This is a genomic window from Prosthecobacter sp. GW821-HT29F12, assembly GCF_058803405.1.
The window spans coordinates 4,582,177-4,598,333 of sequence record NZ_CM179517.1 but is presented as its reverse complement, the minus strand read 5'-3'; the positions used below and the strand labels follow the sequence as shown (position 1 = coordinate 4,598,333).

Below are 16,157 nucleotides of genomic sequence, written 5' to 3'. Positions count from 1 at the left end.
CGTTCGCGCCAGGCAGCTTTATGGTTTCGCGGCCTTCAGGGCCATGGTGGCGGCCTCATCCCAGTCATGTCCGCTGGAAAGGATCTTCCCGTCCTTGCCGATCACCACATAGGTAGGTACGCCGCGCACCTGGTAGGCATTGGCATCCCGTGCGCCTTTGGCCTGAATGGCCATGGGGAAGGTGAGGTCTGGATGCTTTAGCAAGTACTCCTGCACCTCCTCCTTCGGGTAATGAGGCGAGCCAAGAGCGATGATCTCAATGCCATCCGCACCATGCTTTTCCCAAAACTTCTGCACTTTGGGAAAGCCTGCCAGGCAAGGTCCGCACTCCATGCCCCAGAAGTCCAGGATGCGCACCTTGCCGCCGGCCTGCGCCGCCAGCGGCTCACTGTGAATCCACGTCCCCACATGGATCTCCGGTGCGGTCTTGCCGGTCAGATCGAGCGGCGGTGCCGAGCTGAATTCCGGGGATGCTTCCGCCGGCAGGTCCAGCCGCACATTCTGCATGCCGGCCTTCAGGCGGAACTCCTCCTCCTCGCTTCTGTCCTTTCCGACGGTCTTGACCCGCAGAGTCAGCCAGCCCTGCTCCAGGCCGACGAGTGCAAACCGCCCTTCCTTGTCCGTCATCGTCTTTCGATCATACCTGTACGAATTCACCTCGGCGCCCATGACCGGATTGCCGCGATGATCGTGCACGATGCCGGAAACCTTTGCCACGGCATCTGGCAGCACCAGGCGCAGATCGCTAGCCGGCGCCTTCGCAGAAAGGGTGACGCTGCGTGAGACCACATCCGTCCTTTGCTGCGCCACCACGCGCAGTGGTGCCGCGGCCAGGTTCTCCACGCGGAAGCGTCCCTGAGCATCCGTCACCACGGATTTGTTTACCGTAGGCTGAGCATCGCCATAAATTCGAATCTGCACACCGGCCACGGGGCTGCCTGCCTTGTCCACCACGGTGCCCGCGATTGACTCACGCACCGCAGTGAGCACCGGGTTCCACTCCAGCGCCTCGCCAGGTTTGAGATTGTGATCGCGCAAGGTGGCCTTGCCATAGCCCTCGGCATACGCAAACAGGGTCACCTCCTTCACCGCCTTTGGCACCCGGGGAATGTGAAAGGCTCCATCCGGGCCCACCCGGATGTGATGTGGCACCGGGCCGCCGATCAAATCGAAGAGCACGTCATATGCCACCTGCAAGCTGGCTCCGGCCACAGGCTTTCCCTGCTCGTCACGGATGACGCCGCTAATGCTCGCGAAGCCGTCAGTTTGCAGTCTTACCTTCGCGCTGCCGCCGGCCTTCACCGAGGTGGGTTCGGAGAGGCCTGTGTCCGTCCAGGCCAGCACTGCCAGGGTGTTTTTTGGGTCGTTGACGGTGAAGCTGAAGGTCCCTTTTTCGTCCGTGGACTGGGGCATGACAAAGCCGCCGCTGCGGTCGCCCATCAGTGCCACTCCGGCCCCTGGCGCAGGTCTGCCGTTCTCATCGATCACTACCCCCGTCACCGTGTTACCAGCTTTCTTCGGCCGCAGGCGGAAGGTGATCTCCTTGCGCTCTCCTGCTCCGATCTGCACTGGCACTGCGTCATTGGGGCCGGGAGGCAGATGCGTGGGCGGCCCCATGCGCTGTGAGCGGTAGCGCAACTGATGCGTGCCCGCCTTCAAGAAGAAGGTGATGGGGCTTTCAATCTCCTTTTCCGTTTCCGCATCCAGCACTTTAGCCGTGACAATCCCTGGGCGCGTCAGCACGAGATCTGGTGCGGTGGTGGCTGGGCCGGCACCCACCTGGAGTCTTTCCAGCGTGTCTCCAATCCATTTTTCCTCTTCTGAGCCCGGAGCTCGGTAGATAATTTTGTAAACCGATGGCGGCACCTGCTTGAATTCAAAACGGCCCTCCGCATCCGCCACGCTCCGCTCCCCGTAGGCGGTAGTATAAGGGCGCAGATCTTCCAGTAAAAACAGGTCGCAGCCCGCCATTGCGGTGCCGTCTGATGTGACGATTTTGCCGCGCACGGTTCCGCCCTGCACCAGATGGCGCTCGTGCTCCACACCGGTGGCACGGAGGGACTTGGCAGAGTATGGATCGTGCCTTTCCGGGAGCTGTGCCAGCCCCTCCGCGTTGTGTTGGAGGTAGACACTGGCCCCTTGCGGCAGGCCGGAAACGACGCAACGGCCCTTGGCGTCGGTTCGCGCCTCCCACCCTACTTCGGGAAGATGGGGTACGCTATACATGGGTGTGAACATGAACCCGCGCGTGTCCTGCGGCATGGCGATATCCGACGCCCACACCTTCACTCCTGCGGCAGGGGAGCCATCCGGTTTCAGCAAGCGCAGACGACACTCCGCCAGAGGAAAAAGCCGCAGAGACACTTTGCGGGTCGCCTCGGCTTCCGGCCCGGCAGCCGTGAAAAGCACCGCCGCCGTGCCAGTAACCCCGACGTCTTTTTTGCGGGCCAGGACTGTGCCGTAACGCTGTCCGCTGCCCGGGCGGTGGGGCACGGTCACTTTGAGCCGGCCGTCCGCAGCCGTTTTTCCAGTGGCCAAGATCTCATTTTGAAGGGCCTCCAAGTTGTAGTTCGACTGCAGTATGACCAATACCTCCGCCCCCTCCACTGGCTTCCCGTCCGGTGAGTTCACCTCGCAAACAAGTTCCATGGGTGAGGCTGCGGGCTCAGCCCGTCCCACCACGGCACCCAGACCAGCGACCAGAGTCGCCACAAGAAAAAGGCTTAAACGCAACATGCCCTGGAGTTTAGGGTCTCCAGGGCATGCAAGTCACGCTCTAAATAATAAACTTACACCAACGCCTTGGCCACAGCTTCGGCGGTGATGCCGAGCTGCTTGAAGACGGTGTTACCGGGGGCGCTGAGGCCGAAGCGATCGATGCCGATGATCTGGCCCTGAGTGCCGACGTATTTCCACCAGAGGCCGGAGACGCCGGCTTCGATGGCGATGCGCTTGGTGCAAGCGGCCGGAAGGACGGACTCGCGGTAGGCGGCGTCCTGACGGTCAAAGCGCTCAAAGCATGGCAGGCTGACGACGCGGACGCCGGGCTTGCCCTTGGCGCCTTCGACGGCCCACTGGACTTCAGAGCCGGTGGCGATGACGATGGCTTCGAGGGGGGCGGTTTCCTTCACCAGGATATAACCACCTTTGAGGGTGCCTTCACGGCGGGTGGCTGCGCTGGCGATGCCCTGATGGGGCAGATCTTGACGGCTGAGGGCGAGGAGCGTGGGGCCATCGGCGCGGCTGAAGGCTGCGGCGAAGGCACCGGCGGTTTCTTCGGCATCGCCGGGGCGGATGACGTCGAGATTTGGGATCACGCGCAGGCCGCTGACGGTTTCCACGGGCTGATGGGTCGGGCCGTCTTCACCGACACCGACGGAGTCGTGGGTGAAGATGTAGGTGACGGGCAGGCGGGAAAGCGCGGCGAGGCGGATGCTCGGGCGGCAGTAGTCGGCGAAGACGAGGAAGGTCGCGCCGCTGGGGAGGAACAGACCGTCGTAGGCGATGCCGTTGCAGATGGCGCCCATGGCGTGCTCGCGGATGCCGAACCAAATGTTGCGACCGGTTGGGTTGGTTGGACCGAAGTCGCCCATGCCGGTGAGGTAGTTCTTGGTGGAGCCGAAGAGGTCGGCGCTGCCGGTGATGATGTGAGGCACCGCCTTGGCGATGTGATTGAAGATCTCGCCGCCGCTGTTGCGGGTGGCGGCCTTGCCTTCTGCCGGATACTCGGGGACGAGCTTGAGCAGGTCCCCGGCCTTCAGCGAGCCATGACGTGCGGCGTCGAGTTCTTTGGCCAGCTCAGGGTTGGCAGCGCCCCAGGCGAGGAAGACTTTGTTCCATTCGCCATGGATGGCGGCGCGCTTGTTTTTCAGGTCGGCGAAGTAGGCCTTCACCTCGTCGCTGACGTAGAAATGGGTGCCCTCAGGCAGGCCGAGGCCTTTCTTGGCGGCATCGACGAACTTGGCGCCGCCTTCGCCGTGGGCCTTGGCGGTGCCGGCGACTTCGGGGATGCCTTTGCCGATGAGCGTGCGGGCGATGATGATCTTGGGCTTGCCATTGTCGCCCTTCTTGGCGTTTTCGATGGCGGTGGAAATGGCGTCGAGGTCGTTGCCTTCAATGACCACTGCGTCCCAGCCGAGGGCGGAGTAAATTGCCAGGGTGTCCTCGTCCTGCGTGACCTTGGCCATCGCATCGAGAGTCACATCGTTAGAATCATAGATGAGGATGAGGTTGTCGAGGCGGTTGTGACCGGCGAAGGCCACGGCTTCACGGGCCACGCCTTCCTGAAGGCAGCCGTCGCCTGCGAGGACGATGATGTGGTTGTCGATGATCTTGTGGTCGGCGGTGTTGTACTTCGCCGCCGCCATTTTGCCGCTGAGGGCAAACCCGACCGCATTGCCAATGCCCTGGCCGAGCGGGCCGGTGGTGCACTCGACACCCACGGTCTCAAAGGACTCCGGATGGCCGGGGGTGTGGCTGCCGAGCACTCGGAACTTGGAGACTTCATCGATGGAAAGGTCATAGCCGCTCAGGTGCAGCCAGGAGTAAATGAACATGGAGCCGTGGCCGGCGCTGAGGATGAAGCGGTCGCGGTTGAGCCACTTGGGATCGGCAGGATCGCACTGGAGGGTTTCGCCGAAGAGGACGGCACCGATTTCGGCGCAGCCGAGGGGCAGGCCGAGGTGGCCGGAGGAGCACTTGTGCACGGCGTCCATGGCGAGACCACGGGCTTCGTTGGCGGCTTGAGCGAGGAGGGTTTTATTCATGTAGAGAGGTTCAGGGTCAATGAGGGTCAGAAACAGCGCCAGATGCGGCCAAGCGCGGGACGCCTTCCTTACTGGCGCAGGGGTCGGTTTCAAGGTCGAAAACTGGGGGGAATCGGTCATCATCACCCCTTGCCAGAATGAAATTTGCCCCGGATGGTACTGCGTGAACAAAGGCAACCTCCCTTTCTGGCTCGCCGGAGCCGTCCTGCTGTACATCGGCTGGATCGCGTTCGACATGCTGCGTCCGGTCTCGGGCGGGGGGACGGGGCACACCACTTCCATCAGCGCTGTGCGCCTGTCGAAGCTGCCTGTCCTGGTGGAATTTTACGCCGACTGGTGCGGCCCCTGCAAAGTCGTGGGTCCGATGGTGGAGGAACTGGCGCAGGAACTGAAGGGCAAGGCGGTGGTGATTCGCATCAATGTCGACGAAGATCCTACACTGGCGCGTGATCATGGAGTGGGGCCCATCCCCACCTTTATCGCATTCAAATCAGGGCGGGAAATTGGGCGGGAAATCGGGGGCATCCCGAAGGAGCGCATGCGGCAGCTGCTGGGGCTGTGAGCTCCCTTTGAGGAGGGACTACTTCTTTTTGTTCTTCTTCGCCTTCTTGGCCGGAGGCTCACCCGCATTATCGACGGCAGGCTGGCTGCCGGTCAGATCAGCGAGCAGACGTGCGACGTAGCCATTGAAGCGGGGATCGGGGGATTCGCCTTTGGCGGGGAGTTCTTTGAGCTGGGCGGCGATGGGCTGGGCCTTGTCGCCGAGATCGCTGATGGCATTGAGGGCACTCAGGGAGGTGAAGACATCGTGCTGGCTCCAGTTGGCGAGGCTCACGAGGGCAGGCAGGGCGGCGGCGCGCTCGGCATCGCTGCCGTATTTGGCGAGGGCCCAGTTGGCGACGACTTGGACGTAGGTGGAGGTGTCGCGGGCGGCTGCGGTCAATTCCTGTCGCGCTGCCTCGACTCCATCCTTGCCGCGCATGAGGATGCCCATGGCGGACCAGTAGCGGATGGCGCTGTCTTTGTCGGCAAATCCGGCTTTGAGATCTGCCATGGCGTCAGGCTTCATGGAGGAGGCTGAGCCTGCGGCTTTCAGGATGCGGGCGAGGGGATACATGGAGTCATCGTGAGCCATGTCGTAGGGCGTGGTGCCTTCGGCGCGGTGGTGCATCTCGCCTTCTGCCACCATGCCGGCATCGCGGATTTTCAGCGCGAGGTTTTCCTGTGCGGTGCGCATCTTGGCGAGTGTCGCTGCGTGCTCGGGCTGAGCGGCGAGGTTGTGGACTTCATCGGGGTCGCTTTGCAGGTCGTAGAGTTCTTCGGGGTCCTTGGGTGTCTTCCAGAAGATGGACTGCTCAGGGGTGAGCTTGCCGGCATCGTAGAGCTGCCGCCACACGCGGGTGCTGGGTGTTTCAAACTGGTAGTTCACATGCTGGCCCTGGGAGAGGTGGGGCATGTAGTTGCGGAGATAAACGAAGCGGCCATCCGTGACGCTGCGGACGCAGTCGTAGCGCTCGTCCATGCGGCCACGGAAGCCGTAGACGAAGGGCTGCGGCTCGGTCTGGAACTTGCCCGCAAAAGCGTGGCCCTGCATCCATTCCGGAGGCTGCACGCCGATGAGGCTGAGCAGTGTGGGTGCGAGATCGACAAAGCTGACGAGGCGGTCTGACTTCACTCCGGCGCCGTATTCTTTGGGCGCGAGGTGTTTCCAGTTGGGCGGGAAATAGACGACCATTGGCACCTGCAGGCCGGAGTTGCAGGGCCAGCGCTTGTTGCGGGGCATGCCGCTGCCGTGATCGGCGTAGTAGAAGACGATCGTGTCCGCCGCGAGGCCTGCGGCTTCGAGTTCTTTTAAACGCCTGCCTGCGGAGGCGTCGGCGAGCGTGACTTGATCATAATACTGCGCCCAGTCTTGGCGCACTTCGGGGATGTCGGGATGGTAGGCGGGGACGCGGACTTTGGCGGGATCATGAATGGCGACGTGAGGGCGTTTGCGGAGCTGGCTTTCGTGGCTGCACTGCTCGTTGAAAATGGCGAAGAAGGGCTGGCCGTCCTTGCGGTTGGTCCAGTGCGCCTTGCCGTTGGACTCATCCCACACGCCTTCGGGCTTTTGCAGGTTGTAGTCCTCTTTGTTGTTGTTGGTGCAGTAGTAGCCTGCTTCGCGGAGGAACTGCGGATACATCTTTGTGCCTTTGGGCATGGCCACCATGCTGCGCATGTGCTCGCCGCCGGTGGATGGGGAGTACATGCCCGCGATGATGGTGGTGCGTGCTGCAGCACAGACTGGAGCGCAGGACCACGCGTGCTTGAAGAGCATGCCCTTCGCGGCCAGCGCATCCACATTTGGGGTGTCCGCATACGTGTCGCCATAGCAACCCATGTGCGGGCCGTGGTCCTCACTGGTGAGCCAGAGTATGTTGGGGCGGTCGGCGGCAAATGACGAGACCGCGAAGATGAATGATGAAAGGATGATGCGCAGCTGCTTCATGGGGCGGGTGGAACGATGGCGGGTGCGGCGATCCTTCACGTCAATGTGCGTGCATGGAGAAAGCCGCCGCCGGGATTGTGCTGCGCAACCCGTGCGGATAGACATGATCGCCAGCGGGCGATTTCTATGCGTCAATCCCTGCCATGACTCTCCGCCACGAACTTCAGGCCGAATACGCCCGCTACCGCACCCGCCGCTGGTTTTTCAAAGACTGCGGCGTGGGTCTGGCGAGCATTGCGGCGATGGATCTGATGTCGCGCACGGCCAGTGCGGCTGCGCCGGTGAGTCCGCTGGCGCAGAAAAAGCCGCATTATCCTGCGAAGGCGAAGCGGGTGATCTATCTTTTCATGGGTGGTGCGCCGAGCCATCTGGAGCTGTTCGACAACAAGCCGGAGCTCTCGAAGTGGGATGGCAAGCTGCCGCCGCCGGATCTGCTCAAAGGCTACCGCGCCGCGTTCATCAATCCCAACAGCAAGCTGCTGGGGCCGAAGTTTAAGTTTGCGCGTCATGGGCAGAGCGGTGCGGAACTGAGCGAACTGCTGCCTCACACGGCGAAGATGGCCGATGATCTCACGATTGTGCGGTCGATGAAAACGGACGCTTTCAATCACGCGCCGGGGCAGATTTTGATGAGCACGGGCTCGCAGATTTTCGGACGGCCGAGCTTTGGGGCGTGGACGCTGTATGGTCTCGGTACGGAGAATCAGGATCTGCCGGGCTATGTGGTGATGCAGAGCGGGCAGAAAGGCCCCAGCGGCGGCATGAGCAACTTCGGCTGCGGCTTCCTTCCCACGGTCTATCAAGGCGTGCCGTTTCGCAGCAGCGGAGAGCCGGTGTTGTTTTTGAGCAATCCGGAGGGCGTCAATGACGCGACACAACGGGACACGCTGGATGTCCTGAAGCAGCTCAATGAAGAGCGGCTCAACGTGGTGGGTGATCCTGAGATCGCGAGCCGCATCAACAGCTTCGAGCTGGCCTATCGCATGCAGCAGACGGCGCCGGAGCTGATGGACATCAGCAAGGAACCCAAGCACATCCTCGACATGTATGGTGCGAAGCCGGGTGAGGCGTCCTTTGCCAACAACTGCCTGCTGGCGCGGCGGCTGGTGGAAAGCGGCGTTCGTTTTGTGCAGCTCTTCCATGAGGCGTGGGATCACCATGGTGGCTTGGTGAATGGTTTGAAGACGCAGTGTGGTCTCACGGATCAGCCTTGCGCCGCTTTGCTGCGGGATCTGAAGCAGCGTGGTCTGCTGGATGACACGCTTGTGATCTGGGGCGGCGAATTTGGTCGCACGCCGATGGTGCAGGGGGGCAATGACGGGCGCGACCATCATCCGAACTGCTTCAGCATGTGGTTTGCCGGCGGTGGCATGAAGCCCGGGCTCACGCTCGGTCAGAGCGATGAGTTTGGGTTCAATGTCACCGAAGATCCAGTGCATGTGCACGACCTGCACGCTACGCTGCTGCATGTGCTGGGCTTTGATCACACGAAGCTCAATCAGCGCTTCCAGGGCCTTGATATGAGGCTCACGGGGGTGGCTGGGGAACTGGTGACGAAGATGCTGGCGTGAATGGAGGTCGGCCTTCCAGGCTGACTATGGATCGAGGCGTTTGGCCTTTGATCCTCCAGACGAAGGCGAGACGCCTCGATCCGCTGACAGCCGGGACGGCTATCCTCCGATCAGATGCCATACCCCGCTCGATAGGCCTTGTGGATGATGGCGTCGGCTTCGGGGGTGTTGGGGGATTTCATCGCCTTGGTGTCCCATTCAACGCGTTTGCCGAAGCGAACGGCGAGGAGGCCGACGAGGAGGGATTCGGTGAAGGGGGCGGAATACCAGAAGCCGGACTTGGCATCCAGCGGGTTGCCGGTTTTGCAGGCTTCGAGGAATTCTTTGCGGTGACCGCTTAGGCAGCGGGGGATCGTTTTCGCGGGGATGACGAACTGCTGCATCTTGGTCTCGGGCACGATGCGCGGAGTGCCGGACCAGCCGCCAGCGAGGATGCAGCCTTTGTCGCCGACGAAGTAGATGCCGTTGTCGCCGAGGTTGCGCGTTTCTTCGAGACCTTCCGGGCGGGGAGGCAGTTTGCCGCCGTCATACCAGACCATTTTCACGGCGGGGCGGTCGCCTTTGGCGGGGAAGTGGTAGGTGATGATGCTCCAGATCGGGTAGGACTGGTTGTTGTTCGGGCCGTTCTCGGCTTCGACCCAGTCGGGGGCGTCGAGATCCAGCGCGTAGAAGGCGGGGTCGGCGTTGTGCACGGCCATATCGCCCAGCGCACCGCAGCCAAAGTCCCACCAGCCGCGCCATTTGCGCGGGCAGAAGTCTGGATGGTAGGCGCGTGCTTTGGCCGGGCCGAGCCAGAGGTCCCAGTCGAGATTTTTGGGCACAGGCGGTGTGTCGGTGGGGTAGGCCTTGCCTTGGGAATCCCAGAATTTGCCGGGGCGGTCGGACCACACATGCACCTCGGAGACTTTGCCGATGGCACCCGCTTGGATCCACTCACGCGTGAGGCGGATGCCTTCGCTGGCGTGGCCCTGGTTGCCCATTTGAGTGACGCGTTTGGTCTCTGCTGCCACATCGCGCATGGCACGTGCTTCGGCGATGGTGTGGGCGAGAGGCTTCTCCACATAGACGTGGCGCCCGGCGCGCATGGCCATGATGCTCGCGGGTGCGTGCACATGGTCGGGCGTGGCCACGAGGACGGCGTCGATGTCCTTCTGTTTGTCGATCAGTTCGCGGTAGTCGCGGTAGAGCTTGGCATTCGGGTATTTTTTGATCGTGCCGGCGGAGTGGTCGAGATCCACGTCACAGAGTGCCACGATGTTGGCGAGGCCTGAATCATCCAGATCCCTGATGTCGCCACCGCCCTGCCCCCCGATGCCGATGCAGCCGAGATTAATTTTTTCACTCGGTGGAGTAAAACCGGTACCACCAATGACGTGCCGAGGCACGATTTGAAAGCCGAAGACTGCGACTGCGGTGGATTTAATGAACTGACGACGAGGAAGCTGGGACATTTTTAGAAAACGCAAAATAAAAACAAGGTCTTGCGTAGAGTCTGCTCGCAGGCTCGTATTAGTCCTTATGAAACGACCTTGGAAAGACATCTCCGTACCCCTCCGCGACGGGATGATTCATTGGCCCGGAGACCCCGAGTGCCACATCAAACGTGTGGTCAGCATGGACGACGGTGCAGTGTGCAATCTGACGCACCTGAGCATGAGCGCCCACACGGGAACGCACATGGATGCACCGCGACATTTCATCGCCGATGGATTGACGATGGAGCAGATGCCACTGGAGCCCGTGATTGGCCGCTGCCGCGTTTTTGAGCTGCTGGACTGTGAGGATCAAATCACGGTGGATGACCTGAAGAAGCTCAAAATAGCCCCGCGCCAACGCGTGCTGTTCAAGACGCGCAACTCGACGCGAAGCTGGGCGATGAACGAGTTCGACAAGGACTTCGTCTCCATCCGTGCGGACGCCGCGCAGTACCTCGTCGATCAAGGCGTGGTGACCGTGGGCGTCGACTACCTCAGCATCGGCGGCTTCAACAAGGACGGTGTGGAAACCCATCAGATCATGCTCGGTGCTGGTATCTGGGTGATCGAAGGCCTCAATCTGGCCGAGATCAAATCCGGCTACTACGAGCTGATCTGCCTGCCGCTGAAACTGGAAGGTGCCGACGGTGCTCCGTGCCGTGTGGTGCTGCGCTAACCCGCGCGCCGCTTCATCTGATCGCTCGCCTGGTCGAGGATGCGGCGCTCCTCGGCGGTGAGGCTTTGCATGCCTTGATGGCTGATCTTGTCGAGGATGTCATCGACGGTGGGAGTGCTGCTTTTTTTCGCGGGCTTCCGGGTCTGCGGCGGTGACCGTTTGGGCAGGGAGGGGAGCTTCAGCGCGCCTGTTTCGTAGCGGATGAAAGCGTAGGCGGTGCCGACGTTGGCGGCGAGGAGGAGGAGTGAGGACCAGTCGCGGCCGCCAATACAAACGAGAGCATTGATGCCCACAAAAACGGCGGCGAGCACCCAGGCCTCGACGGCGAGAATGAAGACGTTGAGCTTCGCATTCGGATACAGCGTGGCGAAGGCGATGAAGACGCCGAACTCAAGCTGCGTGATGCCCATGCAGGCGAATCCACGACCACCGGCGAGGGAGATTAAAGTGACGAGCAGCGGTGACACCAGCAGCAGCAGGAGCAGCAGCCGGACAAAGGCGCGGCGGCCCAGGTGGCGCTCCACAGCTTCGCCAAAATTCCAGAGCAGGAGGCAGCCGACGAGTGTCCAGAGACTGGGAGGATTGACGAAGATGTAGGTCAGAGGCGTCCAGAGATGGAGATGACGAAAGGCGCTGTCGTAAGTGAAGACAAAATGCCCCATCAAGTCGTAACCGAGCACCGCGGTGATGACCATGCTCGCAGCTCCGGCGAGTGCGATGATGGCGGCGAGATAGACAGGGTGCGTTTTCCACCAAGTCAGCGGGAGTCGATCTTGAGATTCGGGGAGCCAGGAGTTGAACATGAGTTTTGATTTCTACTTACGCACACGATCGACGAGAACGGCGCAGAGGATGACGAGGCCGAGGACGATTTTCTGGGTGTTGCTTTCGACGTTGGTGAGGTTCATGCCGTTTTGGATGACGGCGATGATGAAGGCGCCGATGAGGGTGCCGGGCATGGTGCCGCGGCCTCCGCTGAGGCTGGTGCCGCCCACCACGACGGCGGCGATGACGTAGAGCTCATACATCTGACCGTAGGTGGGGGAGCCACTTTTGAGCAAGGAGGCGGTGACAACACCGCCGAGTCCGGCAAGCAGTCCGCACAGGACGTAGGCGATGAGGATGACACGCTGCACCGGCACGCCGGAAAGATGCGCGGCTTCCACATTGCCGCCGACGGCGTAGAGGTTTCTGCCGAGGCGGGTCTGCGTCATCACGATATGAGCGGCGGCGTAGAGCAGCAGCATGAGGACTACGGCGTTGGGCAGGCCCAGAAGATCGGAGCCGCGTCCCAGCCGGGCGAAGGAATCCGGCACCTGATAGACGGATTGATTTTCGGCGAGCCGATAGGCAAGGCCGCTGCCCACGAGCATCATCGCCAGCGTGACGATGAAAGGCGGCATGCGCAGGCGGGTGATGAAGGCACCGGAGAGCAGGCCGCACACACCGCACAAAGCGATGCCACCGAGTCCGGCGGCGAACATGCCAGCGGCTCCGGCATGCACACCGCCGCAGAAATCACGGACGATGATCGTGGTGATGACTGCGGAAAGGGCGATCAGGCTGCCCACGCTTAGATCAATGCCGGCGGTGATGATGACGAGCGTCATGCCGATGGCGAGGATGGCGATGACAGCGATCTGATTGGCGATGTTGAGCAGGTTGTCCGTCTTGAGGAAGACGGGCCAGGCATGGGGCCGTGGGCGCACCACGCGGGCGTTTTTGAGCGCGGGGAAGTCGGCAGGAAGATCGCTGAACACGAGCCAAGATGCGGTGGCCTGATTGCAGGCGATCACATCGATGCCGCCCGATGCGGCGGCACGCAGCAGCGCGGCGCGTGCGTCCTTGGGTTCGCCCTGGATGATTTCAGCGCGGGAGCCGAGTTCTGCCTGGAGAGCTTTGGCGAAGGCGGTGTCTGCGGTGGTCGGGCGCACGACGATAAGGACTTTCGCGTTCGGGTTGATCTGGGAGACGACGTCTTTGGCTGCGGCAGCATTCTGCGGGTATTGCCGGGTCCAGGTGGCGATGCTGAAGAAGACGCACAGCAGCAGCAGTGCGATGAGCATGCCGGAGCCGGCGAGGTGGTGGCGGATGAAGGCAGGGAGTCGGCTCATGCGGAAAGAACGATCATGAGGGGCGGAAGAATGCAGTTCAAGGCCAGAGACGTTCATGATTGACCCCCGGCTGCGTTTCAGGGTAACCTGCGGCACTTATGAAAACGCGCTTTTTTTCTTTGATTGTCCTGCTGCTGGCCGCCACCCATGCCCGCGCCGACTGGGTGCTGGTGCAGAAGACTGACGCGGACGGCAAGGAGACCGTGGTCACCACGAAGATCAAGGGAGAGCAGGCCCGAGTGGACATGGGAGACAAGATGTCCGCCATCCTGGGGGCTGAGGGCATGGTCATGATGATGCATGCGCAGAAAATGATGATGAAGATGGATCTGGCGACGCTGAAGGCCTCTTTGGAAAAGACGGGAAAGGCCCCGGGGGGCCAGACGGCAGCCAAGCCCGTGGCGACGGGGCAGAAGGAGAAAGTCGGCGAGTGGAACGCGGAGATTTACACTTGGGAAGGTACGCTGGGCAAAGGCCGTTTCTGGGTGGCCAAGGATTTCCCGAAACACGCTGAGATCAGCGCCATCAGTGACAAGCTCGGCAAGGTGATGGGCGGCGCGGTTTCCGGCATTTCACCGCAGGCTTCGGATTTCGACGGCATGGTGGTGAAATCCGAGATGACGATGATGGGCAAGAGTGTGGTCTCTCACCTGGTCTCAGCCAAAGAGGAGACGGTGGCTGCGGAGGAGTTTGTGCCGCCTGCCGGCTACAACGAAATGAAAATGCCCGGCGCGCCGAAATGAGCTACGGCGTCAGCACACACGCGTAGGCGGCGGTGTTGGAGCCGGGCATGGAGATGACCACGGGCTGCTGTGTCTGCCGCACGGCCAGAGTTCCAAGGACAAGCTGCAGGGCGCTGCTGGCCCCCATGCTTTCACCGAGGACGTACTTCGGACTGAGCACGGCGTCCCAAGTCCGCCCGGACCAGGCCGCGATCTCTGTGTGGTCCAGTTTCGAGATCCCGGTGCGGTCATTGATGAGCGTGGCCGGGCCTTGGCAATGCACCAGTGTTTGCGCAGCAAGTTCCGGCAGCAGGTCGCCGCGCTCCTGCCAGGAAAGGTAGCCCAGCGGGCCAATGATCTCGCTGACGCGTGGCCCGCCGCCACTGGCGGAGAGCAGGAGTGCTCCTGCACCTTCGGAGCCGATGAGCTTGGGGTGATAGTAGGTGAGCGCCTCAGCACTGAGCCAGTCGCATTCTTCCGCGGCGATGAGCAGGCAGTCCTCCACGATGCCGCTGCCGATCCAGAACGCGGCGGTGTCGAGTGCTTCCATGATGGAGTTTGGACTGCCTAGCAGCGTGCTGACCGCGCCATCAACTCCGAGGAAGGAGGCGACATGCGAGGCGGGCGCGTTGAACACGGTTTCAGGAAAGATCAACGGGCTGGCTTGGGCGGGATTTTGCAGCACCTCGTCGTAAAAGCGGCCGGTGTAGTTCACGCAGCCATTCATCATGACAAAGAGAATGCCCAGGCCGGGGGGCGGCGCAGAGGGGTCGTGTCCGGCATCTGCGAGTGCCTCCAGAGCCGCAGCCACAGAGTATCGGGTGATGGCGCTGGAGCGGCGCAGGCGCGGATGGCGCGCGACTTTTTCCGGCGGGGCAGGGGGGGCAAAGCGGGATTCGCAGGGCCAGTTCCGAACATCGCCGGGACGGGCGCAGGAGCGGGAGGGCAGCGGTGTTCCCGCCAGCACGGCCGCGTGCATGGCGGCGGCACTCCAGCCGGCAGAGCTGACGGCGCCGACACCACGAATGCGGATATTACGCGCGTTCATGCGGACCTCCTTTGCAGCACAAGTGTTGCATTGGTGCCGCCGAAACCGAAGGAATTCGTCAGCGCATAGTCGAGCGAAGCGCGCCGGAACTGGCGCACCAGATCAAAGTGAACAGCGGGATCGATCTCGCGCACGTTCAGGCTCCCGGGCAGCCACTGCCCCTGCAGGGCCATGAGGCAGATCACGGCTTCAACCGCTCCAGCGCCGCCGAGCAGATGACCCATGGAGGACTTGGTGGAGCTGACGGGAATCTTGGACACGGCATCACCCGCCCAGGCGGCGATGGCCGAGGCTTCAGCCACGTCGTTGAACGGCGTGCCGGTGCCGTGGGAGTTGATGTAGCCGATTTGAGCGGGTGAAACACCGGCCTGGGCGCAGGCCGTGGTCATGGTGCGGATGGCGGCTTTGCCAGCGGGATCCGGCTGCGTGAGGTGATGTAAGTCGGTGGCGGTGGCATAGCCGGAGACGTTTCCCAGGGCCGCGCTTTGGCGGACTTCTTCGGCTTCCAGCAGCATGACGGCGGCGCCCTCACCGAGTGCGAGGCCATCCCGCTGGGCATCAAAGGGGCGCGGGATGCCGCTGGGTGCGAGGGCGTGCAGGGTGTCAAACCCGGCAAACACGAGCTTCGCGAGCGCATCGTAGCCGCCTGCGAGCACGCGTTTGGCGCGGCCGGAGCGGATCATGTCCGCCGCCCAGCCGATGGCGTTGGCACCGGAGGCGCAGGCATTGGAAACGATGATGACCGGGCCGCGCCAGCCAAACTCGGCGGCGATGCTGCTCATCTGGCGCTGCGGCTGGTAATACTCGGCACGCGAAAGCTGGGTGGGGACGCGCGCGGCATCCTGATGCGCGTGTTCGAAATAGGCCTCTCCCAGAGGCATGGCCCCGGCGGAGGTGCCGATGACCATGGCGTCGATGCCTTCCATGTTCTCCCGGCCTGCCTGTGCCAGCGCCTCGCGGATGGCCATGAGCAGCATGCGCGTGCCGCGATCAAAGTAGGTCTGTTTGTGGGCGGGGATGCGGTGGAAGAGACTTTCTGCGGGCAGATCCACCACTCCGGCGGTTTTGGCGATGAATTCGCGGGTGTCGAAGAGATCGACCGGTTTGAAGGCGGTTCGGTCCGCTGCCAGCGCCTCTTCATTGGCCTGCCAGCCCATGCCCAAGGGTGAAACTATCCCCGCTCCGGTGATGGCGATGTTCTGACTTAAAGGTGGAGGCACTAGGGAAGACAGGATGAGATTCGTGGTGTGGAGGGTTGAACTGCTAACGCAAGTGTTCATTCTACCGCACGGCGCGG

Annotated in this window: 12 protein-coding genes; 4 read left to right on the top strand and 8 right to left on the bottom strand. The window is 62.2% G+C overall.

The window, feature by feature from the left end:
- Window positions 1-18: 18 nt before the first annotated feature.
- Together AC3RLQ_RS18915 and tkt are read right to left on the bottom strand one after the other, a co-directional pair.
- Entirely contained in the window at window positions 19-2,649 is a 2,631-nt protein-coding gene (locus AC3RLQ_RS18915; protein ID WP_493030208.1) for a carboxypeptidase regulatory-like domain-containing protein, read from the bottom strand.
- 140 nt (window positions 2,650-2,789) lie between these two features.
- A complete protein-coding gene (gene tkt / locus AC3RLQ_RS18910) occupies window positions 2,790-4,766 on the bottom strand; it encodes a transketolase (RefSeq protein ID WP_493030207.1) in 1,977 nt (658 codons plus the stop codon).
- 163 nt (window positions 4,767-4,929) lie between these two features.
- On the opposite strand from tkt, the gene AC3RLQ_RS18905 reads away from it, so the two are divergent.
- The gene (locus AC3RLQ_RS18905) at window positions 4,930-5,328 is read left to right on the top strand and encodes a thioredoxin family protein (RefSeq protein WP_493030206.1); all 399 of its coding nucleotides are present in this window, start codon (window positions 4,930-4,932) and stop codon (window positions 5,326-5,328) included.
- A gap of 18 nt (window positions 5,329-5,346) precedes the next feature.
- Here AC3RLQ_RS18905 and AC3RLQ_RS18900 read toward each other — a convergent pair whose 3' ends face one another.
- Complete coding sequence (locus tag AC3RLQ_RS18900) at window positions 5,347-7,254, bottom strand: sulfatase-like hydrolase/transferase (RefSeq protein WP_493030205.1); 1,908 nt, start codon at window positions 7,252-7,254, stop codon at window positions 5,347-5,349.
- 143 nt (window positions 7,255-7,397) lie between these two features.
- Here AC3RLQ_RS18900 and AC3RLQ_RS18895 point away from each other — a divergent pair, with 143 nt between their 5' ends.
- Window positions 7,398-8,825, top strand: a complete 1,428-nt coding sequence (locus AC3RLQ_RS18895; RefSeq protein ID WP_493030204.1) for a DUF1501 domain-containing protein — start codon at window positions 7,398-7,400, stop codon at window positions 8,823-8,825.
- A gap of 110 nt (window positions 8,826-8,935) precedes the next feature.
- Here AC3RLQ_RS18895 and AC3RLQ_RS18890 read toward each other — a convergent pair whose 3' ends face one another.
- Window positions 8,936-10,276, bottom strand: a complete 1,341-nt coding sequence (locus AC3RLQ_RS18890) for a Gfo/Idh/MocA family protein (RefSeq protein WP_493030203.1) — start codon at window positions 10,274-10,276, stop codon at window positions 8,936-8,938.
- A gap of 67 nt (window positions 10,277-10,343) precedes the next feature.
- On the opposite strand from AC3RLQ_RS18890, the gene AC3RLQ_RS18885 reads away from it, so the two are divergent.
- The gene (locus AC3RLQ_RS18885) at window positions 10,344-10,976 is read left to right on the top strand and encodes a cyclase family protein (protein ID WP_422321056.1); all 633 of its coding nucleotides are present in this window, start codon (window positions 10,344-10,346) and stop codon (window positions 10,974-10,976) included.
- Here AC3RLQ_RS18885 and AC3RLQ_RS18880 read toward each other — a convergent pair.
- Both AC3RLQ_RS18880 and AC3RLQ_RS18875 read right to left on the bottom strand, forming a co-directional pair.
- Complete coding sequence (locus AC3RLQ_RS18880; RefSeq protein ID WP_493030202.1) at window positions 10,973-11,779, bottom strand: rhomboid family intramembrane serine protease; 807 nt, start codon at window positions 11,777-11,779, stop codon at window positions 10,973-10,975. The genes AC3RLQ_RS18885 and AC3RLQ_RS18880 overlap by 4 nt on opposite strands.
- Window positions 11,780-11,791: 12 nt before the next feature.
- Window positions 11,792-13,090, bottom strand: coding sequence for an ABC transporter permease (locus AC3RLQ_RS18875; protein ID WP_493030201.1), 1,299 nt, complete (start codon window positions 13,088-13,090; stop codon window positions 11,792-11,794).
- 98 nt (window positions 13,091-13,188) lie between these two features.
- Between AC3RLQ_RS18875 and AC3RLQ_RS18870 the strand changes: the two genes are divergently transcribed.
- Complete coding sequence (locus tag AC3RLQ_RS18870) at window positions 13,189-13,833, top strand: DUF4412 domain-containing protein (RefSeq protein ID WP_493030200.1); 645 nt, start codon at window positions 13,189-13,191, stop codon at window positions 13,831-13,833.
- 1 nt (window position 13,834) lies between these two features.
- On the opposite strand, the gene AC3RLQ_RS18865 is transcribed toward AC3RLQ_RS18870, so the two are convergent.
- Window positions 13,835-14,860, bottom strand: a complete 1,026-nt coding sequence (locus tag AC3RLQ_RS18865; RefSeq protein WP_493030199.1) for a hypothetical protein — start codon at window positions 14,858-14,860, stop codon at window positions 13,835-13,837.
- Window positions 14,857-16,080 (bottom strand): beta-ketoacyl-[acyl-carrier-protein] synthase family protein, encoded by a 1,224-nt coding sequence (locus AC3RLQ_RS18860; RefSeq protein ID WP_493030198.1) that lies wholly within the window; start codon window positions 16,078-16,080, stop codon window positions 14,857-14,859. The genes AC3RLQ_RS18865 and AC3RLQ_RS18860 overlap by 4 nt, the downstream gene beginning before the upstream one ends.
- Between the last annotated feature and the right edge of the window lie 77 nt (window positions 16,081-16,157).